Here is a 21,248-nt window from a genome sequence, read left to right as displayed (position 1 = left end):
CCGAACCCTCTTCCCTCCGGCCCGCGAATCCTCGAAAATAGCCCATGGCCATCAGACAGCTTTCCGAAACGCTCATCAACCAGATCGCCGCCGGCGAAGTCATCGAACGGCCGGCGAGCGCTGCCAAGGAACTGATCGAAAACGCGCTCGATGCAGGCGCGACGCGCATCGAGATCGCCACGGCAGGCGGCGGCAAGGCACTGCTGCGGGTGAGCGACAACGGTTCGGGCATGGATGCGGCCGATCTGGAACTGGCGGTCAGGCGCCACTGCACCTCGAAACTATCGGAGACGCTCGAGAATATCCGCACGCTCGGCTTCCGTGGCGAGGCGCTGCCCTCGATCGGCTCGGTTGCAAGGCTCAGCATCGCCAGCCGCCGGCGCGACAGCGCTGGCGGCCACGAGATCGCCGTCAACGCCGGCAAGATCGCGCATTTGCGCCCGGCCGCCGCCAATCCCGGGACGATCGTCGAAGTGCGCGATCTTTTCTTCGCGACCCCCGCGCGGCTCAAATTCCTGAAGACCGAGAAGGCCGAGGCCGGCGCCATTACCGAGATCGTCAAGCGCATGGCGATCGCCTTCCCGGCCGTGCGCTTCGTGCTGTCCGGCTCCGACCGCACGACGCTGGAATTTCCGGCGACCGGCGACGACCATCTGGCGCGCATGGCGCAGGTGCTCGGCAAGGACTTCCGCGACAACGCCATCGCCCTCGACGCCGTGCGCGAGGAAATTTCGCTGACGGGCTTTGCCGGCGTGCCGACCTTCAATCGCGGCAACTCCGCCCATCAATATGCCTTCGTCAACGGCCGGCCGGTGCAGGACAAGCTGATCCTGTCGGCGATCCGCGGCGCCTATGCCGAAACCATCCCGTCAGGCCGCCATCCGGTGGTGGTGCTATCGATTACCCTCGATCCCGCCCTCGTCGACGTCAACGTGCATCCAGCAAAATCCGACGTACGGTTCCGCGACCCCGGCCTCGTGCGCGGCCTCATCGTCGGCGCCATCCGCGAGGCCCTGGCGCGTGACGGCAGCCGGGCGGCAACCACCGGGGCAAGCGACATGCTGCGCTCCTTCCGTCCCGGTTTTCAGCCCTACGCGCAACGGCCACAGACGGCATGGTCGGCCGAGACCTCGCCTTCCCGTCCCTACCAGCCGGCAAACGGTTTCGGTGAACGGCCGCAGGCCTCCTTCGACGGGCTCTCGATGCCGACGGCACGGGCCGAGCCGCCGTTTCCGCCGCAGCCGGCAGCAGCCGACACCACCGCGCGCTATCCGCTCGGCGCGGCGCGGGCGCAGATCCACGCCAATTACATCGTCGCCCAGACCGAGGACGGGCTCGTCATCGTCGACCAGCATGCCGCGCATGAGCGGCTGGTGTTCGAAGCGATGCGCAAGGCGCTGCATTCGAAGCGGCTGGCCTCGCAGGTGCTGCTCATTCCGGAGATCGTCGATATTCCGGAAGAGGATTGCGACCGGTTGATGCAGCATGCGGGCGAGCTTTCCGAACTCGGCCTGGCGATCGAGCGTTTCGGTCCTGGGGCGATTGCCGTGCGCGAGACGCCGGCGATGCTCGGCGAAGTCGATGCGCATGGGCTGATCCGCCAGCTTGCCGACGAGATTGCCGAATGGGATACGGCGTCAGGCCTGTCGGCCAAGCTCGAATATGTGGCGGCGACCATGGCCTGCCACGGATCGGTGCGCTCCGGACGACGGCTGCGGCCGGAGGAAATGAACGCGCTGCTGCGGGAAATGGAAGTGACGCCCGGCTCCGGCCAGTGCAATCACGGCCGGCCGACCTATATCGAATTGAAGCTCAGCGATATCGAGCGGCTTTTCGGCAGAAGCTAAAAAAGCTGGAAAAGCCGCCTTTGCGGGAGTATGGCAAACGGATGAGAGGCTGCAGGGTACGGAGCGCATGAATTTGTTCGAAGGGCACGGAAACCGCGAAGCGAAGATCCGATATCTCGATGGCGATTTCCAGATTCTCTCGCCCGGCTCCTATGTCGTCTGCGCAATGACGGGAAAACAGATCCCGCTCGACGAACTGCGCTATTGGAGCGTCGCCCGCCAGGAGCCCTATGCCGACGTGATCTCGGCGATCGAAGCCGACAAACGCGCCGGCGTGCTGCCGAACCAGCGGCGTTAAGCGCGGCCGCGTGCGAGAGGCCGCAGGTCCGGCCCGCCCCACGAAGGACGGGCCGTTTGCTAGGCAACAGCAAGGTCGATATGCGCTCTCTGCAAATTGCACAGATCGGCAACGGTTTACTTGAATTGCGCCATATTCTCGGGCGTCACGAGCGCGGCGCCGGAATCGATCAAAGACTCCACCGTCTCTCCGCGAATCGATTTTACCAGCGCATCCACACCGAGTTCAGCCATCTTGGTGGGGAATTGCGCCACCGAAGCATCCTCGATTCCGCTCTTCAGCGCTTCCTCTTCACCACAGCAGAAGTCGAAACCGACCAGCACAATCTTGTCATTGGCAGTGCCGGCGTTCTTGATGGCGCGCGCAGCGCCAGCAGCGGGCGGGCCGCAAGCGGCATAAATGGCCTTGAGGTCCGGGTTCTTCGTCAGCAGGTCTTCGGCGACACTGATCCCGAGTTCCTCAGTGCAGTTTGTTGCGCCTTTCCCGACGATCTTGACGTCAAGGCCCTGCAGCCCTTCAAGCATGCCCTTCACACGGTCATCAAGCGCTGGCACACCGGGCACACCCTCGAGAATCCCGAGCGTATCGCCCGCTTTGAGAACCGTTTTGAGATATTCGCCCGCGATTTTGCCCGCGGCAAAATTATTGGTCGTGGCAAGCGCCGTTCTGCCTTTCCAATCCGGAATATTGTTATCCATCAGGACGACCTTGACGCCGGCTGCCACCGCCTTGTCCAGAGCCGTGGACACGGTAGGATCGACGGGCGTCAGGGCGATGCCCTGCACGCCTCGTGTCACCATCGACTCGATCTGTGCAATCTGGCCCTCGATGTCAGTTGCGGACGTCCCCTGTCCGTAGATGATCTCGACGCCGGGATTTCTCTTTGCATAATCTTTGGCTGCGTTCTCCATTGTTGCGAAAAACGGAACCGGGAACTTGGTTATAAAGCCGAGCTTGACCGGCTCCTGCGCCAAGGATGGGACTACAGCGAGAGCCAGAAGCGCAAGAGCTCCCAGCAGGGATTGCGGTTTCATCATAACACCTCCCATGTTTCGATCGCCCTCCTCTAGAGCGATCTCGTTGTCCACTGCCCTATCGAAGCAGTGATCTCCCTTAAGCCTCGGCGCCCACAATCATCGCGACAAGGTCCTGCTTGTTCGCTTCGGCTGGCTTCAGTTCACCCACCTTGCGACCCTGCCGCAGCACCACGGCCCGATCGGCGATTTCGACGACATGTTCCATATTGTGCGTGATTATGATCACGGCATTGCCTTCGGCTTTGAGCTGATTGACAAGGTCAAGAACTTGGCGAGATTCTCGCACGCCGAGGGCGGCCGTTGGCTCGTCAAGGATCACAAGCTTGCGCGCAAAAACAATGGCGCGCGCGACCGCGATCGCCTGTCGCTGTCCACCAGACATCAGCGCGACCGGCGCGTCGAACCGCGGCAGCTTGACCTTCAGGCGATCGATCACACGCGCTGCTTCCCGCTTCATCACGCCGGTGTTGAGGAAGCGGAGCGGGCGTGGCAGCCAGGAAGGGAAAGAGATTTCTCGCCCGCAATAGAAATTCTGCACAGGGGTCAGATTGTCGAAAAGCGCCAGATCCTGATAGACGGTTTCAATGCCGGCGCGGCGGGCCGCCGCCGCTGAATGGAGCAATACGGGAGCACCATCCACGAGGATCTCTCCTTCGTCGAGGCTATGAAGCCCACTAATGCATTTGACGAGCGTCGACTTGCCGGCGCCGTTGTCACCCAGAAGAGCGGTTACCTCGCCTGCATATGCATCAAAGCTTACATTTTTCAGGGCATGAATGGCGCCAAAGCGCTTCTGCGCATTTCGAACCGAAAGGACCGGTGGAGCGGATGCAGCGTTCATTGCACTCTCGCCGATTGAAGCACACGCGCGCGCGCCTCGAGATGGTTACGAAGCACATCGGCCTCAACGGCGATGACGATGACGAGACCGATCGCGATCATTTGAAAGAACACGTCGACGCCGAGAAGGTTAAGGGCGTTGCGGATGACGCCGATTAGCACGGCGCCGATCAGAGCGTGGCCGAGATGGCCTCGTCCGCCGAGGAAGCTGGCACCGCCGATTATCACCGCGGCAATCGTATCGAGCTCCAAGAGATTGCCGTAGATCGGCGAGGCGGCGCCGGTTCGTCCCGCCAGCAGCACCGCGCCGGCGCCGGCACAAAAGCCTGAGATAATGTAGGTCGAGAGCAGAACGCCCTTTACCGGTATACCCATGCTTCTGGCGGCATTCGGCGAGCCACCGACCGCATAGATCCATCGGCCACAGACCATTGACTTCGTCAAAATCAGAAAAAGAAGCCCGAAGATCCCGACGGCAAGGAAGGAATTGGGCACACCAAACGTCGTACCGCCGCCGATCGCAGTAATTGCATTGGGCATCCCGCGCATGGTGGTGTGGCCAGGGGCCAGTGCCAGTGCAAGGCCACGGCAGATACTCAAGGTCGCGAGGGTAATAATGAAGGGGTGTGGCAGCCTGCCATAGACAAATACCACGCCGTTTACCGCCCCGATTGCAGCACCCGAAAGCAGCATGGCCATAATGACGGCGATCGAGGCATCAACCTGCTGATAGACCAGTCCGCCGATGACTGTCGCGAGCGCGAGATTCGAGCCGACAGACAGGTCGACACCGCGAGTCAGGATAACGAGCTGCTGCCCCATCGCCACCAGAGCAATCACCGCCGTCTGCGCCAGGATGTTCCCCAGGTTGCCGGGCTTTAGAAAAGCCGGCGTGATCAGACTGACGACGGCGATGAGGATGATGAGGATCAGCAATGGGCCTAAGCTCAAAAGCTTCAGTCCTAATGTGATGCCAGATTGTCTCGGGTGGAAGGTTGCACCTTGCGAACCTCCAGGTCGGGACGAATTCTGAGGCAGAATCCCAGAGTCTTCCAAATTTCCCCAGCCTCCCTGGTTTTTTATACATAAGAAACATATGATACACGTACGTCAATTTGTTTCTTATGGATATCTAAACATGCCGGGAGTTGTGCAATGAGGACGGATACGACCTTTAAGCGGGCCTTCAATGATATGATCGATATCATTCGGACATCCGGTCTTGGGGAGGAATTGCCGTCCGAAAACGCACTGCGCGCCCAGCTTGGCGTGAGCAGAACGACGGTGCGGAAGGTGCTGGCGGCGATGTCCGCACGTGGGATCATCATATCCGAAGCGCATAGGCGGATCATACGCGAGCAGCCGCGGCAGATAGAGCGTTATCCGAAGGAAGAGACCTTAGCCATCTCGGAACAGGTCGAGACGAGTTTCATGGAATGGATGCTGCGCGGCGATGCCTGTCCGGGCACAGAAATCAATGAGGCTGAATTAGCTCGGAAATTCGGCGTCGCGACAACCATAGTCCGTGAATTTCTCAATCGATTTCAGAAATATGGGCTGATCGAGAGGCGTCAGAATGCAGGCTGGGTTTTTAAAGGGTTCACCGCGAGTTTCGCACTCGAACTGTTCGAAATCAGAGAAATGTTCGAAATGCGCTCCGCACGTCTCTTCGCTACCCTGCCCGACAGCTCACCCATCTGGAAGCAGGTGCGTGCAATACGAGCGGCGCATTTGGAACTGCTCGCGGACATCGATGCCCGGTTTCAGGATTTCTCGGAACTGGACAGCCGGTTCCATCGCCTGATTGTGGCTGTCGCGCCAAACCGCTTTATCGAAAGCTTCCAAGACGTGATCGCCATGGTCTTCCACTATCACTATCAGTGGAACAAGCGGGATGAACGCGCTCGGAATGAGGTCGCCATTGGGGAACATCTCGCGCTGATCGATGCCCTCGAAAGCCGCAATGTCGCGTTGATCGATCACGCTTGTCGGTCGCATCTGACCTCCGCCCGCGAAACTTTGCTTCATTCGATCGTGTAACCACATTGCGATTGGGGTAGCAGAAAGCCCGGCGAACCGGCGGACAAGAGGCCGGCGATCCATAGCCTCCGCAAACCAACGCGAGTTCGCGGCAGTCTTTTAGAGCGGCCCAGCCTTTCCGGGCATCGCTTTAAAGCCGGCCTTCATCTCCCTTAGGCGCCGCTCGCGGCAGGCAACGATCGCCCGGTCGATGATCAGGCTCGGGGCGAGGTGATCCTCGAACACCATGTCGACCTCGATCACCTGGCACTTTTCCGCGAGCTGTGCCGCCTTGCCGGGATGGCCGGAAAGGCGGACGAAATCCTTTGAGGTGGTGACGATCAGCAAGCCCTGACGCTCGGCGGTCGTCAGGATGTCGTCGATCTCGTCCTCGGTCAGGTGCTCGTGGTCGCCGAAGGACTTGGCGACGGCGATTTCAGCGCCGCGCGATTCGACCGTGCGGAAGAATTTGGCGGGATCGGCAATGCCGGCAAAGGCGAACACCTTCATGCCGGCGAGCGTATTGTCGCCGCGCACTTTCAGCGAGGCGGTGAAATAGGGCTTTGCGGCGCGTGCCGCCATGCGGACGATGCTGTCGGCGGCATTGCCGCCGCCGACCTTCAACAGGGCGGTGGCCGAACGCAGCTGCTGGCGGATCGGGGCCCGCACCGGGCCGGCCGGCACGATATGGCCGTTGCCGAGGCCGCGGGTCGCATCGATGACCAGCAGGGCATAGTCGATCGCCAGCCGGGCGCTCTGGAAACCGTCGTCCATGATGATGAGATCGGCGCCTTCCGCGACCAGACGCTGTGCCCCGTCGACGCGCCTCCGCGAAATCACCGTCAGCGCCTCCCGGGCAAGCAGCAGCGGCTCATCGCCGACGGCGACCGCCCGGTGATGATCGGGATCGACCACCGTCGTCACATCGAGCGAGCCGCCGTAGCCGCGGCTGAGAAAGCCCGGCTTCAGCCCTTTCGCCTTGGCGGCGCGGGCAATGGTCAGCGCTGTCGGCGTCTTGCCGGCGCCGCCGACGGTGAAATTGCCGACGCAGATGACCGGAATGGCAACGGAGGCGCGGCGCGCATGGGCCATGCGGTGGCCGGCGATACGACCGTAGAGAAAGGAAACCGGCAGCAGCAGCCAGGCCCGCCAATCGGCTTTCCTCCACCAGAACGGCGGCGCTTCGGATATCATCTTGCCGTTCCGCTCCCCTGCCCGCCTTACGGCAACCAGCCCCTTGCTTTTCGACCGGCCGGATTGAGAAGCCAAATTCAATGAAAATGCAAGCCCTTACCAGTCAGGCCGGCTGCAGATCCGGCAGCAGTGTCTCGAGAGCGGTGATATCGTCGAGCACATGATCGGCGGCGGCGGCCAGCGAATCGCGCGAACCGGTTCCGGTCAGCACCGCGATCCTGAGCCCCGTTCCGGCATTCAGGCCCATGTGCAGGTCGTGATTGTTGTCGCCGACCATCGCCACTTCCTCGGGCGAAAGACCGGTCGCAGCGCAGAAGCCGAGCACCATGCCCGGCTCCGGCTTGACGCCGAAACCGCTGTCATATCCGGCGATATAATCGACATAGCGGGCGAAACCGAAACGTTCCGCGGTCTGGCGGATCGAGCGCTCATTGTCGCTGGAGGCGACGCCGAGCTTGAAGCCGCGCCGATGCAGCCTGGCGAAGAAGTCAGCGAGATTGGTTACCGGCACGGAAAATTCGGCGGCGTTGGAAAACAGTTCGTCGAGGCGCACCGTCAGTTCGCCGACATCGACCATCGAACCCGCGGCAACCAGACCCTCGGCAATCTGGCGGGTATTGCCGGCGGCAAGCAGGCTGTCAGGCACGATATGGCCAGTCGCCGGATCCATGCCGCAGGCCGACAGCAGCCGGTCGGCAAGAAGCGGATCCCCTTCGGCGGCGATGCGGGCAAGTTCGCGGTTTACCGGCAGCCAGCTCTCGTCATAGTCGAGCAGCGTGCCGTCCTTGTCGAAGAGAATGCCTTTGATAAGCGACGCTGCCGCCATGCTTTATCCTCAGAGCTGGGCCACGGCCTTGGGCAGCAGCCGCGCCTTCACCGTCAGCGGATTGATATAGGGTTCCAGCCCCTTGACGGTCGCGGTCAGCGCACCGCGCATCTCGTGCACGGCGGTGATGCCGGCCTCGATCATATTGCGGCGGGCTTCGTCATTGGTCAAAAGGTAATGCACGCCCTTGGCCAGCATTTCGGTATCGCGCACCATGCGGGCGCTGCCGCTGCGGGCAAGCTTCTGATAGGCATCGCGGAAATTCTGCACATGGCCGCCGGAGAGAACGGCGCAGCCGAGCATGGCGGGCTCCAGCGGATTCTGGCCGCCTTCGGCAAAAAGCGAGCGGCCGACGAAGGCGATTTCCGTCAGTCGCAAATAGAGGCCCATTTCGCCGATCGTATCGCCGAGGAAGATATCGACATCGGCCGACAGGACATCGTCGCGGGTGCGGCGGGCGACCTTCAGCCCCAGCTTGACCAGAGCCGCCTCGATCTCGTCGCAACGGTCGGGATGGCGAGGCACGATGATCGTCAGCTGACGATCGCGCTCCCTCAGCGCCCGATGAACGATGGCAGCGGCATTCTCCTCGCCGTCGAAGGTCGAGATCGCCGCCCAGGTCTTGCGGTCGCCGATCTGCTTCTTGTAGCGGGCGAGGACAGCGCTGTCATAAGGGGGTGCGTCGGTATCGACTTTCAGATTGCCCGAGGTGATAACGGGAACGGCGCCGAGATCGCGGAAACGTTCGGCATCGATATCCGACTGGGCGATGACGAGGGCGAGATTCTCGAACAAGGCTTCGGCGATTGCCGGCCGGCGGCGCCAGCGGGCAAAGGAACGATCCGACATGCGGGCATTGATCAGGATCTGCGGAATTCGGCGGCGGCCGAGTTCCAGCACTGTTGCCGGCCAGATCTCGGATTCGGCGATGATTGCGCAATCGGGCGCCCAATAATCGAGGAAGCGGCTGACCGAGGGCTTCAGGTCGAGCGGCACATATTGGTGGATCGCGTCATTGCCGAGGCGCTCGGCGGCGAGCCTGGCCGAGGTGATCGTGCCCGTGGTCAAGATGACATGGATGTCGCGGCGGCGGATTTCGCGGATCAGCGGAATGACGGCATTGGTTTCACCGACACTTGCAGCATGGAACCAGACGAGCGGGCCCTGCGGCCGGTTGGCGCTCGGATAGCCGAAGCGTTCCAGGCGGCGCGCCCGGTCTTCCTTGCCCTTGGCCGTGCGGTAGGTGATATAGAGGCCGACGACAGGAGAGGCCACGGTTCCCGCCAAACGGTATGCGCTCAGACCGAACCGAGCCATCCGGGAACTCATTGCGCCAGTCTCCGATCCAAGATCGACATCAAACCCATTCCCTCATTATCGTTGCGGCCGGAATGGCCGATGAATTTGTTCAGAATGCGTCAAACGATCCGGATCGACGGACGGCCGGTGCACGAACCCGGCGCGACGAACCGCAGGCCGCCGATACATGCCGCGGCCGATGGCCGAGATCGGCTGCTTCAGGCCTTTTCCTGCGGATCGAGCAAACGATGCATGTGGACGATGAAATAGCGCATATGCGCATTGTCGACCGTCTGCTGCGCTTTCGACTTCCAGGCCGTCAGCGCCGTGGCATAATCCGGGAAAATGCCGACGATATCGAGACCCTTCAGATCGCGGAACTGGACGTTGTCGAGGCTTTCCAGTTCGCCGCCAAAAACGAGATGCAAAAGCTGCTTCTTGTCACCGGAGTCAGTCATTTTTTGTTCTCTTTCTGCTATTCTCCTCCGCCACCCCATCTGCGGGATTTTGACGGAAACGTCAACTGTCTCGTCGTCCCGCAAAGGCCGCGAGAAACTCGCTGATGCGGGGCGTCGGTGCTGCGCAGAGGACGTTGTGGGTCACGTCGGCGCGATTGTAGACGATCGGCCTGCCGTCGAGATCGACGAGGCCACCGCCAGCGCAGCTAAGGATCAGATCGGCGGCGGCCAGATCCCAATCATGCGAATTGCTCTTGACGAAGGTGCCTTCGAGACGACCGTCCGCCACCATGGCGATGCGATAGGCAAGCGAGGGAATGTGTTTGTGGCGGCTGACCCGGTCGCGAAACTCCGGCGGAAAGGTCGTCAACAGGTCCTCGCCGACCGCAAGGCGGCTCGTCTCCTCCGGTCCCGCGGCGGAGACGGTGAAGGGCACGCCGTTTTTCAGCGCCACGCCGCCGTCGACGGCCTCATAGAGTTCCTCGAGCGCCGGGGCATAGAGCACGCCGGCGACCGGACGGCCGCGATGAACGACCGCGACGCTGACGCACCAGAGCTTCTGCCCGCCGAGAAAGGCGCGCGTGCCGTCGATCGGGTCGATGATGAACAGCGTCTCATGCGAGAGGCGGCCGGCATCATCGTCGGTTTCCTCAGACAGCCAGCCATAATCCGGCCGGGCCTTGCGCAGAATGGTTTCGAGCGTCTTGTTGGCGGCGAAATCGGCGGCGCTGACGGGGGAGCGGTCGTCGTTTTTCCACCAGACCTCGGGAGACTGGTTGAAGAAACCGAAAGCGACCGCACCGGCCTCTTTCGCAGCATCGACGATCAGCGTGAGATCGCTCTGCCAACGGGGCTTTTCCCTATCGCTCATCCCGTCAAATCCGTCCAACTTTCGTTTGAGCATGATGTCGTCCGAAAACCGCACACACTTTTCGGCATCATGCTCTACCGCCCTGCCAGGGTCATGCCTTCGATGGCGAAGGTCGGGGCCGCGACGCCGAACTTGCGGTCGATGTCGTTTGCCGGCGTCAGGCGCATGAACATCTCCTTGAGATTCGAGGCGATCGTCACCTCGGAGACCGGGAAGGTCAGTTCGCCGTTCTCGATCCAGAAACCGGTGGCGCCGCGGCTGTATTCGCCGGTGATCATGTTGACGCCGTGGCCGATCAATTCGGTGACATAAAAGCCATTGCCGACGCTGCGGATCAGTTCCTCCGGCGTGATGTCGCCGGGTTCAAGGGCAAGATTGGTGGAGGACGGCGAAACGGCAGTGCCGCCGCGCACGCCGCGGCCGTTGGTCTGAAGGCCGAGCTCGCGACCGGTCGAGGTCGACAGGAACCAATGCTTCAAGACGCCGTCCTCGATCATCACCATCCGCTCGCCCGATACGCCCTCGCCGTCGAAGGGCCGCGAGGAGGGGCCGCGCACGATCAACGGATCGTCGGTGATAGACAGGCCCGATTTCAGTACCTGCTGACCCATCCTGTCGCGCAGGAAGCTCGACTTGCGGGCGACGGCGGCGCCATTGATTGCGCCGGCGATATGGCCGACGAAGCCGCGGGCGACTCGCGGATCGAAGATGACGGTGACATCCTTGCCGGTCGGCACCTGGCGCGGGTTGATGCGCTTTATCACCCGTTCGCCGGCTCGGCGGCCGATCTCGGCGGGATCGTCGAGCTCGGCATAATAGAGCCGGCTGTCGAAATCATAATCGCGCTCCATGCCGGTGCCTTCTCCGGCGATGACGCTGACGGAATGGCCGAAACGCGAGGCCATGTAGCTGCCTTCGAAACCGTGCGAGGTGGCGAGAACCAGGCCGCCCATGCCGGCCGAGGCACCGGCGCCGGAGGAATTGGTGACGCCCTCGACCGCAAGGGCCGCGGCCTCAGCTGCAAGGCCTGCCTCGCGCAGCATCTCGGAGGAGACCTCGGTGGTATCGAGCAATTGCAGGTCGGGGTAGGATTTCGCAAGGCTCGCCTCATCCGCGAGGCAGGCGAAGGGATCTTCCGGCGAGACTTTGGCCATGGCGACGGCGCGTTCGGCCAGCGCCTGCAGATCGAAGCCCGGATTGGCCGAAACGCTGGCAACGCGCTTGCCGATGAAGACGCGCAGCGAAAAATCGTCGCTTTCGGAGGATTCCGTGCCCTCGACCTTGCCGAGGCGGACGCTGACCGATTGCGAGCGCGACCGGACGACGACGGCGTCGGCGGCGTCGGCCCCTGCCTTCCTGGCCAGATCGATCAATTGACTTGCGCGGGAAAGAAGTGTCGAGGAATCGATTTCAGAGGACATGATTTGGCCTTTCCTTCGGCTTCCATTTATTGTGCACTCACCCAAGCATCAAGGCCGCCGCCGCCGATTCTTTGTCGGGGCTGCCGGCCTGTTCCCCGCCGTCGAAAGAAATCGCCCCGATGTCCGCGTCCAATGCCTTTTTTTCCGAAACGATCCTGCTGCTCGGCGGAGGGGTGGTCGCCGCGCCGATATTCAAGAAGCTCGGGCTCGGCACGGTGCTCGGCTATCTCGCCGCCGGCATCGTCATCGGGCCGGTTTTCCACGGCATCACCGATGGCGAACAGATCCTTGCCGTCGCCGAACTCGGCGTCGTCTTCCTGCTTTTCATCATCGGGCTGGAGCTGAAACCCAGCCGCCTCTGGCAAATGCGCCGCGACATTTTCGGCCTCGGCACGGCGCAGGTGGTGGTGACCGGGCTGGCGCTGACCGCGCTTGCCTGGTTTTCTGAGGTTCTCGACTGGCGCGGCAGCATCGTCGCCGGCTTCGGCCTGGCACTATCCTCGACGGCCTTCGCCATGCAGATCCTCGAGGGCGACGGCGACGTCAACACGAGGTATGGGCAGCGCTCCTTCTCGATGCTGCTGTTCCAGGACCTTGCAATCGTGCCGCTCTTGGCGCTGATCACCGTGCTCGACGGCGGCGGCAAGGGCAGCCCTGCGCCGCTCACCGATTTTGCGGTCGCCGTCGGCGCGGTCGCGGCGATGGTCGTCATGGGGCGCTACCTGCTGACGCCGCTCTTCCAGGTCATCGCGCGCACCGGTGCGCGCGAAGCGATGATCGCCGCCGCCCTCTTCGTCGTCATGGGATCGGCGAGCCTAATGCAGCTTGCCGGGCTTTCGATGGCGATGGGCGCCTTCCTCTCCGGGGTGATGCTCGCCGAATCCTCCTATCGGCACGAGCTGGAGGCCGATATCGAGCCCTTCCGCGGCGTGCTGCTCGCCATCTTCTTCATCGCCGTCGGCCTGTCGCTGCAGCTCGACGTGCTTGCCGACAACGTGCTCTTCGTCATCGTCGCGGTGCCGATCATCATGGCGGTCAAGGCGATCATCATCTACGGGCTCTGCCGGATCTCCGGCTCTCCGCATGATGATGCGATCCGCATCGCCTTCCTGCTGCCGCAGGGCGGCGAATTCGGCTTCGTGCTGTTTACCGCGGCGGCGACCGTCGGGCTGATGTCGGCGAGCACGGCATCGCTGCTGGTCGCGATCGTCACGCTGTCCATGGCGCTGACGCCGATCGGCGCGGCGCTTGCGAAGCGTCTGCTCAGCGGCGACGAGCATGAGGAGTTGGACGAGGATTTCGAGGGCGCCGGCGCCGACGTGCTGATGGTCGGCTTCTCGCGTTTCGGCCAGATCGCCGCGCAGATCCTGCTTGCCGGCGGGCGCAGCGTCACCGTCATCGAATTTTCGGCGGACCGCATCCGCCAGGCCTCCTCTTTCGGCTTCCGCATCTATTTCGGTGACGGCACCCGCAAGGACGTGCTGCGCTCGGCCGGCATCGACCGGGCAAAGATCGTGCTCGTCTGCACGCAGAAGAAGGAGGTCACCGACAAGGTGGTGGAGCTGGTGCAGGCGGATTATCCGCACACAAGGCTCTACGTGCGCTCCTACGACCGTATCCATTCGATCGAACTGCGCAACAAGGGCGTCGACTACGAGTTGCGCGAAACGCTGGAATCCGGCCTGCTCTTCGGGCGGCGGACGCTGGAGGCGCTCGGCGTTCCCGAGGTCGACGCCTATGAGATCGGCGAGGATATCCGCAAGCGCGACGAGGCGCGCCTGGTGCTGCAGGTGTCGGAAGGGCTGCAGGCCGGCCGCGACATGCTGTTTTCCCACCCTGTCCGCCCCGAACCGCTCGTGAAGCCGAAACGCGCCGCCGATCCATTCGAGGACGATCCGCTGGCGGGAACGGTGGATGCGACGGCGGAGGCCTGATCGCCGCCGATCGGCTTGTTAAATTGACGCATTGAATATGCGCTCGGCGGCGTCTATCAGCGGGTGATCGGAGAGGGACACTTGATCAGACGGGCGAGACAGATCGAGCAATGGGCACTGCGCATCCTGTGCGCGGCGACGTTGGTTTTTGTCGCATTCGCCCATCAGGCTCCCGTCGCCGATGAGTCCGGTCCGACCGAACTCGCGCAATATGTACTGCCCGATGGAACGCTGCCGTCGCTTTGCGTCACCGTCAGCGATAAATCCGATCAAGGCCAGCACGACAAAACCCATTCGCATGGTTGCGAGGCCTGCCGGATCGGCGCCTCGACCCTGCTGCCGGCGCCGATGGATGTCGCCGGTGCTCCGATACCCTTTGCGGTCGCGGTCGAACTGCCGATCCGGGCCGAAAGCTTCCCTCGCCGGCTTTTCCCGCCCAATACCGGTCCCCGCGCTCCGCCTTCCGATCCGATCCTCGCCTGAACCTCGTGTTGCGGCAGGCGCCGTGACGCCTTTCAACGCCGGCCGAACTGCTTCCCGCAGCCGGCCGCGGATACGGATCCATCCTCATGTCGACTATCACTGCCGCCGGACCGGCGGAGGACGCCGCCAGCGGCGTTTCGCTCTACCGCGCCATCTGGCGCTGGCATTTCTTTGCCGGGCTTCTCGTCATACCCTTCATGCTCAATCTGGCCGTGACCGGATCGCTCTATCTTTTCAAGGACGAGATCAACAACAGCTTCTTCGGCTACCGTTATACCGTCCAGCCCTCCGGCCAGGCGCTGCCGGCCGAGCGGATCGCGGAAATCGCCACCGCCGCGGTGCCGAGCTCGGCGGCGACCTCCTACAAGGAGCCGGCCGGACCTGAGCGATCGGCCATCGTCACCGTCGCCAGCGATGCCGGCACGACGCTGGTCTTCGTCGACCCTTATGCCGGCAAGGTGCTCGATGTGGTCGGATCGACCGATGAGTTCAATTATGTCGTCAAGCGCATCCACAGCCTGGCCTATTTCGGCGGTATAGCGAACCGGCTGATTGAGATCACCGGCGGCTTTGCCATGGTGCTCGTCGTCACCGGCATCTATCTCTGGTGGCCGCGCCGCCAGACGGGCGGTGTCGTCAGCGTGCGGGGAACATCGGGCCGCCGGGTTTTCTGGCGTGACCTGCATGCGGTGACGGGCGCCTTCGCCGGGGTGCTGATCTTCTTCCTGGCGATAACAGGCATGCCATGGTCGGGCTATTGGGGCGCAAACGCCAATGCCTGGCTGACCGAACACGGCCTCGGCTATCCCGTCCAGCTCTGGGACGACGTGCCGAAATCGCAGAAGGTGACCGAGGACATCCTGCCGAAGAGCGGCTGGATCGTCGAAAAGGCGCCGGTTCCGCTTTCCGATATCGCCGCAGCACAATCGGCCAAGCCGATCGGTCTCGACAAGGCCGTGGAGATCGCCAGGCGGCTGGGCATGGCGCCGGGCTTCGACGTGGTCATTCCCTCCGACGAGACGGGCGTCTATACCGCCTCGCTCTATCCCGACGATCTGGCCAACGAACGCACCATCCATATCGACCAGTATTCCGGCAAACCGCTGGTCGATATCGGCTTCAATCAGTATCCGTTGCTCGGCAAGGCGATCGAGTGGGGCATCAATGCCCACCAGGGACAGGAATGGCGGCGTTTCAACCAGTTGCTGATGCTCGCAACCTGCCTGGCCATCGTGCTCAGCTGCGTGAGTGCCGTCATCATGTGGTGGAAACGGCGCCCGGCCGGCCGGCTCGGCGTGCCACCCATGCCGCCAAAACGCGCGGTCTATTACGGCCTGTGGCTGATTACCGCCATCTTCGCCGTCGCCTTCCCGATGAGCGGGCTCGCCATTGTCGCCATGATCGCCTTCGACCAGATCGTCGTGCGCTTCGTGCCCGTGTTGAAACGCGTTGTCGCTTAAGGGAGACCATTCGATGAGGATGATCATTGCCCTTCTAGCCTGCATGCTTTTCGCATCCATGGCAGCTGCGGACGACGATCCGCAGCAGGCGATCCCGGCAAGGCTGAAGCTGATGTTCGAAAGGCTTGATAAGCCATTGGACATCGCCCCGGTCGTCGTCCAGGCCGATTGGGCGATCGCCGGCTGGCGCCAAGCTGGGCGCGGCGGACGCGTCTTGCTGCAAAAGACGCATCATGGCTGGAGCATCTATCTCAGTAGCGGCGACAGCCTGAAGGATGCGGGGACGCTGGAGAAAATCGGCCTCCCGGCAAGTGACGCGGCCGGACTGGCTGCGAAGCTGAAAGAGGCCGAGACAAGCCTTGATCCCTCCGCGCTGGCACTGTTCTCAAGCTTCGAGGGCACGGTCATGATGATTAACGCGGCGTCAAACGGGGCGGGTGGCCATGAGGGCCACGCCCAATAACACTATGTTCTAGCGCTTGAGCCGCGCTTCGATTTCCCGGTCAAGGGCGAATTTCAGCTCGTCCTTGACGCCGACCGACATGGCCAGCACCTCGCGGGCCTTGAGGAAATCCATGACGCCGGTGCGGCCGACGGCCGGGCGCAGGAAGATGTGCGGCTGGCAGAGCTTCAGCTTCAGCGTGATCGCCGTCTGCATCATCAGCTGGCCGGAGCCGAAGATGCTCTCCATGCGGTTCGGAATATGGGTGCCGTCGCCTTCCGGCGCGCCGACGACATCGATGCCGATGACGATATCGGCAAGATCCATCAGCGGTTCATAGGGCACGGGATTGCTGATACCACCGTCGATCATCACCCGGCCGCGCAGGCGCACCGGCATGAAGACGGCGGGAATGGCGGAAGACGCGGCGAGTGCCGGAAACAGCTCACCTTCTTCGATGATGACTTCGTTCTGCCCGTAATAATCCGTGGTGATGACCTTCATCGGCACCAGCAAATCCTCGAAGCGGGCCGGCAACTCGGCCGGCAGAAAGGCTTTCAGGATCCGCTCCAGATTGAACTGGCCGATGCGGATGCCCTTGGCCACCGCATCGCGCACCGTCGCCGGCCGCAGGCCCCAGATGCGTGCAACGACCGCCGTCTTGTTGCCGACGGTCGTCAGCGCATGTTCGCGGATTTCGGCTCCCGACATGCCGGCGGCCATGCCGGCCCCCATGATCGCGCCCATCGACGAACCCGATATCGCCACCGGGCGGATGCCGAGTTCGTCGAGCGTCTCGATGATATGGATGTGGGCAAGTCCGCGCGCGCCACCGCCGCCGAAAGCGACGGCGACCGTTGGAAGATCGCTGATCGCAGGCAGTTTCGGACTGATGATCTCTGCCTGCTGCACGCCCCGCCCCCGCTTATTGCGGCTGATACCGGAAGAAATGTACCCTCGTATCGCCAAAGATGCGGTTTTCGAGGAAAACATAGGAAGGATGCACGGATACGACAATATCGGCGCGTTCCTCGAGCACCGCGATCGCGCCGGGCCTGAGCCAGCCGCCGCCGGCCGCCGCCGCCATCGCCTTTTCGCCGAGGCCTTTGCCATAGGGCGGGTCGGCAAACAGCATGTCGAAAGCTTCGAGATTGCCGACGCTGCCGAGATCGGTCGCATCGCGGCGCAGGATGCGCGTGCGGCCGTGCAGGCCGAGCGCATCGATGTTTTCCCAGAGCAGCGCCCTGCCCTCGACGCTGTTTTCGACGAAGAGCGCGTGACGACAGCCGCGTGAAACGGCTTCGAGACCGACCGCGCCGGTTCCGGCAAAAAGGTCAAGGATCCGGGTGCCATCGACGCATTCCGGATAGGCATGGCTCAATATATTGAACAGGCTCTCGCGCGTCCGGTCGGCAGTCGGCCGGATCTCGTTGGATTTTGGCACGGCGAGAGGCCGCCCGCGAAATTCACCGCCGACGATCCGCACCGCGCGTCATTCCCTTTCCTTTTCCACTACCTCTGGACGGCCCGCCCGCGGGCCTGTCGCCGCCCGGTCTGTCGCCGCCTGATTTGGCGTCCTTCGGCTTACCGGAAAAATTCTTGGCCGCGCCCGGCTTGGCGCCAAAGCCCTTGCCGCGCGGCTTATCGCCCGAAGACCGGCCGCCCGCAGATTTGTCGCCGAAGGATTTCTCGCCACGCGGACGCTCGGAGCGGCCTTCGCCGGCAAAACTTCTGGCTGCGCGCGGACGTTCATCACCGTCCTCGCGCGGCCTGCGTTCACCCCGCGGCTTATCGCCGAAGGGGCGGTCGCCACGCGAAGGACGATCCCCGAAAGGCCGGTCACCGCGCGGACGCTCCGAACGGGCCTCACCGGTGGAGGATCTGGCGGCACGAGGACGTTCGTCACCATCGCCACGCGGTTTGCGATCCCCGCGCGGCTTGTCGCCGAAGGGCCGGTCGCCACGCGAGGGACGATCACCGAAAGGCCGATCGCCGCGCGGACGCTCGGGGCGGCCTTCACCGGCAGAGCTTCTGCTACGCGGACGTTCGTCACCCCCTTCACGGGGCCTGCGGTCGCCGCGGGCCGGGCGGTCGCCAAAACCGCGCTCTTCACGGCCCGGACGATCCCCGAACGGACGCTTGCGGCCGCGGGCTTCGCCTTCATCCTTGCGATTGGGCTGCTCGCTCGAGCGGATCCATTCGCCGTCCTCTTCGCGCACCCGATTGATCTGTGTGCGCGGGCGATCCTCGATATGTTGGGAACCGCTGCTTTTTGCCGGCACCTGCTCGCCGCGCCGGCGCGCGGTCTGCTCATTCTTGGCAGCTTTCGCCGCAGCTTTTTCGCCGAGCGGCCGGGCGCCCGGCGCCATCCAGACATTGGCGCTGCGGCGCTGGCCGAGCGGCTGGGGACGTTTCGGCTTGTCGTCGTCGAAGCGGCCGCCATCGCGGCGGTCGTCATCTCTACGCCCGCCACCGCGGCGATCGTCGCGCTTGGTGTCGAGGCGGCTCAGCGCCCGTTCGCGCTTGTCCTCGTCGCGGCGCGGACGCTGCTCGCGCCTTTCCGGTACTGGGGCTTCAGCCCCTTCCTCGGCGGCAACCGCCGGCGCGTTATAGATCGGCGCATCGAAATTCGCCTTGGCTTCCTCGATCAGGCGCGGGCCGAGCTGGTCGCGAAGCGTGCGGCCGCGCACTTCGATGACATGGCCTTCCGGTAAGTCGCCGAGCTGGAACGGGCCGTAGGAGATGCGGATCAGACGATTGACGTCAAGGCCGAGCGCGCCCATCACGTTCTTGATTTCGCGGTTCTTGCCTTCGCGAAGACCCATGGTGATCCAGACGTTCGAGCCCTGCGTGCGGTCGAGCGTCGCCTCGATCGAACCGTAGAGCACGCCGTCGACGGCAATGCCGTCCTTCAGCTTGTCGAGAGCGTCCTGATCGATGTCGCCATGGGCGCGGACACGGTAGCGGCGCAGCCAGCCGGTCGCCGGCAGCTCGAGCGCACGGGCAAGACCGCCGTCATTGGTCAGCAGCAGCAGGCCTTCGGTGTTGATATCGAGACGGCCGATCGACATGACGCGCGGCAGTTCTTCCGGCAGGTTGTCGAAGACGGTCGCGCGGCCTTCCGGATCGGCATTGGTGGTCACCAGCCCGGCCGGCTTATGATAGAGCCACAGCCTGGTGCGCTCGATGCCGCGGATCGGCACGCCGTCGACCTCGATGCGATCGGCCAGCGTGACGTTGACGACAGGGGTGTCGAGAACCGCGCCGTTCAGCGTCACGCGGCCTTCCATGATCATGCGCTCGATGTCGCGGCGGGAGGCGACGCCGGCGCGCGCCATCACCTTGGAAATGCGTTCGGCCTTGGCCTCGCCTTCGGTCTCGGCCGCGATCGCAGCCTTTGCCGGCTTCGTGCCGCCCGACTTCGCGCCGGCCTTCGGCCCGCTGTCGCGTGAAAAGGGCTTTGCGCCCGGGCGTTTTGGCTTGTCTTTGGGTGTCATTTGTTGTTTGCCTGCCTTTTGGGCCTGTCTATCAGGTCACGCATCTGCGGTTAAGTGGAAATTCTTGCGATCGTGAAGACAAATCGTTTCATGGAGATGGCGCTCGAAGAGGCACGCGCCGCCGGAGACCGCGGCGAGGTGCCGATCGGCGCCGTCGTCGTCATCGACGATATTGCCGTTTCGCGCTCGGGAAACCGCACGCGCGAGCTTAATGACGTGACCGCACATGCCGAAATCGCCGCGATCCGGCTGGCCTGCGAAGCTCTCGGCCAGGAGCGTCTTGTCGGCGCCGATCTTTATGTGACACTCGAGCCTTGCACCATGTGCGCGGCAGCCATCTCGTTTGCGCGTATCCGCAGGCTCTATTACGGCGCCGAGGACCCGAAAGGCGGCGGCGTCGACAATGGCGTGCGATTTTATGCGCAACCGACCTGCCACCACGCACCGGAAGTCTATTCCGGCTTCAACGAGGTGCAATCGGCCGATATATTGCGAACATTCTTCTCGCAAAAGAGAGAGGCGCCGTAGTCTCTACAGCGCCTCGCGTCTATTCAGGCAGATAAGGAGACTATTGCAGGAAGTTCCACCACTGCTTGCCGCTGTTGGCGATCGCCGCATCCTTCTTGCGCTTCTTCTGCTTCTTGAGTTCGGGCTCGCCGACATCATCGAGCTTTGCCGGGTCGTCGACGGTGCGGTAGCCGGGCGGCGGATCGGAAATATAGCGGCGCTGATCGACATAGGAGCCCTTCTGCAGGGCGCGGGCTTCGCGATAGGCCTTGGTCTGGGCTTCGGTCGTACGCCGGCCGCCCTCGATGGCGGAGCTTGCCAGCGGCGAGCGGTAATTCGGATTGTCGGAGTTGGCGTCGGCTTCCCCGACCAGGCGGGCGCGGGTTTCCTCCGGCGATTCAATCCACTGCGGATTGTCCTTGTTGGCGACGGTCGGCTGTGGCGCAACGAGGGTTTCCCTCTGCGCCTGGGCCGGCAGCACCAGCGTCGGGCGCGGCGTGTATTTGACGCCCTTGTTCTTCGGGTCCGGCCCGGTCAGCGACACGGACTGGCCGAGATCGTCGGTCAATTGCTCCATGGCGGTCTTGTCGGTGCCGTAGGTCGGGCTGCTGGCGCAGCTGGAGACCAGGGAGCATCCCGCCATGACAACAGACAGGCAGGCGCCCATACGGAACCAATGCGTTGCGAACATGAAAACCCTTCCAGCCACCGGTGCAATCGTTGCCCTACCGGACAACCGTCCCCCTGACGCAAAAATCCGGCCATTTTCAGGCAGCTTTTACCGGATGAACCGCGAAAACGCAATTCACCCGGCA

Annotated in this window: 21 protein-coding genes; 8 read left to right on the top strand and 13 right to left on the bottom strand. The window is 63.1% G+C overall.

Annotated features, from left to right (window positions below; all coding sequences use genetic code 11):
• Positions 1-44 precede the first annotated feature (44 nt).
• Together mutL and K6N12_RS18135 are read left to right on the top strand one after the other, a co-directional pair.
• Complete coding sequence (mutL, locus tag K6N12_RS18140; protein ID WP_097624015.1) at positions 45-1,847, top strand: DNA mismatch repair endonuclease MutL; 1,803 nt, start codon at positions 45-47, stop codon at positions 1,845-1,847.
• Positions 1,848-1,914: 67 nt separating this feature from the next.
• Complete coding sequence (locus K6N12_RS18135) at positions 1,915-2,145, top strand: DUF2093 domain-containing protein (protein WP_003588271.1); 231 nt, start codon at positions 1,915-1,917, stop codon at positions 2,143-2,145.
• A 116-nt stretch (positions 2,146-2,261) separates the two neighbouring features.
• On the opposite strand, the gene K6N12_RS18130 is transcribed toward K6N12_RS18135, so the two are convergent.
• The 3 genes from K6N12_RS18130 to K6N12_RS18120 all read right to left on the bottom strand — a co-directional run bounded on the left by K6N12_RS18130 (position 2,262) and on the right by K6N12_RS18120 (position 5,078).
• Positions 2,262-3,179, bottom strand: coding sequence for a sugar ABC transporter substrate-binding protein (locus K6N12_RS18130; RefSeq protein WP_097624172.1), 918 nt, complete (start codon positions 3,177-3,179; stop codon positions 2,262-2,264).
• Between the two features lie 79 nt (positions 3,180-3,258).
• Complete coding sequence (locus K6N12_RS18125) at positions 3,259-4,023, bottom strand: ATP-binding cassette domain-containing protein (protein WP_097624014.1); 765 nt, start codon at positions 4,021-4,023, stop codon at positions 3,259-3,261.
• Positions 4,020-5,078, bottom strand: a complete 1,059-nt coding sequence (locus tag K6N12_RS18120) for an ABC transporter permease (RefSeq protein WP_179867054.1) — start codon at positions 5,076-5,078, stop codon at positions 4,020-4,022. The genes K6N12_RS18125 and K6N12_RS18120 overlap by 4 nt, the downstream gene beginning before the upstream one ends.
• A 99-nt stretch (positions 5,079-5,177) precedes the next feature.
• Here K6N12_RS18120 and K6N12_RS18115 point away from each other — a divergent pair, with 99 nt between their 5' ends.
• Positions 5,178-6,062, top strand: a complete 885-nt coding sequence (locus K6N12_RS18115) for a GntR family transcriptional regulator (protein ID WP_097624012.1) — start codon at positions 5,178-5,180, stop codon at positions 6,060-6,062.
• A 99-nt stretch (positions 6,063-6,161) separates the two neighbouring features.
• Here K6N12_RS18115 and lpxK read toward each other — a convergent pair whose 3' ends face one another.
• The 6 genes from lpxK to K6N12_RS18085 form a co-directional block, all read right to left on the bottom strand.
• Positions 6,162-7,235 (bottom strand): tetraacyldisaccharide 4'-kinase, encoded by a 1,074-nt coding sequence (gene lpxK / locus K6N12_RS18110; RefSeq protein WP_097624011.1) that lies wholly within the window; start codon positions 7,233-7,235, stop codon positions 6,162-6,164.
• 103 nt (positions 7,236-7,338) lie between these two features.
• Positions 7,339-8,061, bottom strand: a complete 723-nt coding sequence (locus tag K6N12_RS18105) for an HAD family hydrolase (protein WP_097624010.1) — start codon at positions 8,059-8,061, stop codon at positions 7,339-7,341.
• Positions 8,062-8,070: 9 nt separating this feature from the next.
• The gene (gene waaA, locus K6N12_RS18100; RefSeq protein ID WP_097624009.1) at positions 8,071-9,390 is read right to left on the bottom strand and encodes a lipid IV(A) 3-deoxy-D-manno-octulosonic acid transferase; all 1,320 of its coding nucleotides are present in this window, start codon (positions 9,388-9,390) and stop codon (positions 8,071-8,073) included.
• Positions 9,391-9,578: 188 nt separating this feature from the next.
• Positions 9,579-9,818 carry a DUF4170 domain-containing protein gene (locus K6N12_RS18095; RefSeq protein ID WP_012556727.1) on the bottom strand — a complete coding sequence of 80 codons (240 nt, stop codon included), beginning with the start codon at positions 9,816-9,818 and terminating at the stop codon, positions 9,579-9,581.
• 61 nt (positions 9,819-9,879) lie between these two features.
• Positions 9,880-10,689, bottom strand: coding sequence for a 3'(2'),5'-bisphosphate nucleotidase CysQ (locus K6N12_RS18090; RefSeq protein ID WP_097624171.1), 810 nt, complete (start codon positions 10,687-10,689; stop codon positions 9,880-9,882).
• Between the two features lie 74 nt (positions 10,690-10,763).
• A complete protein-coding gene (locus K6N12_RS18085; protein WP_097624008.1) occupies positions 10,764-12,110 on the bottom strand; it encodes a TldD/PmbA family protein in 1,347 nt (448 codons plus the stop codon).
• A 119-nt stretch (positions 12,111-12,229) separates the two neighbouring features.
• Here K6N12_RS18085 and K6N12_RS18080 point away from each other — a divergent pair, with 119 nt between their 5' ends.
• The 4 genes from K6N12_RS18080 to K6N12_RS18065 all read left to right on the top strand — a co-directional run bounded on the left by K6N12_RS18080 (position 12,230) and on the right by K6N12_RS18065 (position 16,450).
• Complete coding sequence (locus tag K6N12_RS18080) at positions 12,230-14,044, top strand: monovalent cation:proton antiporter-2 (CPA2) family protein (protein WP_097624007.1); 1,815 nt, start codon at positions 12,230-12,232, stop codon at positions 14,042-14,044.
• Positions 14,045-14,125: 81 nt separating this feature from the next.
• On the top strand, positions 14,126-14,527 hold the full coding sequence (locus K6N12_RS18075) for a hypothetical protein (protein WP_097624006.1): 402 nt from the start codon (positions 14,126-14,128) through the stop codon (positions 14,525-14,527).
• Between the two features lie 86 nt (positions 14,528-14,613).
• Complete coding sequence (locus K6N12_RS18070; protein ID WP_097624005.1) at positions 14,614-15,987, top strand: PepSY-associated TM helix domain-containing protein; 1,374 nt, start codon at positions 14,614-14,616, stop codon at positions 15,985-15,987.
• A gap of 13 nt (positions 15,988-16,000) precedes the next feature.
• Positions 16,001-16,450 carry a copper uptake system-associated protein gene (locus K6N12_RS18065; protein WP_097624004.1) on the top strand — a complete coding sequence of 150 codons (450 nt, stop codon included), beginning with the start codon at positions 16,001-16,003 and terminating at the stop codon, positions 16,448-16,450.
• 9 nt (positions 16,451-16,459) lie between these two features.
• Here K6N12_RS18065 and K6N12_RS18060 read toward each other — a convergent pair whose 3' ends face one another.
• Genes K6N12_RS18060 through K6N12_RS18050 form a run of 3 tightly spaced genes read right to left on the bottom strand, consistent with a single transcriptional unit; the run spans position 16,460 to position 19,926 of the window.
• Positions 16,460-17,341, bottom strand: a complete 882-nt coding sequence (locus tag K6N12_RS18060; RefSeq protein ID WP_097624003.1) for a patatin-like phospholipase family protein — start codon at positions 17,339-17,341, stop codon at positions 16,460-16,462.
• 13 nt (positions 17,342-17,354) lie between these two features.
• The gene (gene rsmD, locus K6N12_RS18055; protein WP_097624002.1) at positions 17,355-17,915 is read right to left on the bottom strand and encodes a 16S rRNA (guanine(966)-N(2))-methyltransferase RsmD; all 561 of its coding nucleotides are present in this window, start codon (positions 17,913-17,915) and stop codon (positions 17,355-17,357) included.
• On the bottom strand, positions 17,896-19,926 hold the full coding sequence (locus K6N12_RS18050; protein WP_097624001.1) for a pseudouridine synthase: 2,031 nt from the start codon (positions 19,924-19,926) through the stop codon (positions 17,896-17,898). The genes rsmD and K6N12_RS18050 overlap by 20 nt, the downstream gene beginning before the upstream one ends.
• A 90-nt stretch (positions 19,927-20,016) precedes the next feature.
• Here K6N12_RS18050 and K6N12_RS18045 point away from each other — a divergent pair, with 90 nt between their 5' ends.
• Positions 20,017-20,454 (top strand): nucleoside deaminase, encoded by a 438-nt coding sequence (locus K6N12_RS18045; RefSeq protein ID WP_097624000.1) that lies wholly within the window; start codon positions 20,017-20,019, stop codon positions 20,452-20,454.
• Positions 20,455-20,494: 40 nt separating this feature from the next.
• Here K6N12_RS18045 and K6N12_RS18040 read toward each other — a convergent pair whose 3' ends face one another.
• Positions 20,495-21,124: a hypothetical protein gene (locus K6N12_RS18040; protein ID WP_097623999.1), complete on the bottom strand. Its 630-nt coding sequence runs from the start codon at positions 21,122-21,124 to the stop codon at positions 20,495-20,497.
• Positions 21,125-21,248 lie beyond the last annotated feature (124 nt).

Source organism: Rhizobium redzepovicii, assembly GCF_019793435.1.
Taxonomy (GTDB): Bacteria; Pseudomonadota; Alphaproteobacteria; order Rhizobiales; family Rhizobiaceae; genus Rhizobium; species Rhizobium redzepovicii.
The sequence above is the reverse complement of the archived record's forward strand: the minus strand, read 5'-3'. Positions and strand labels throughout refer to the sequence as shown.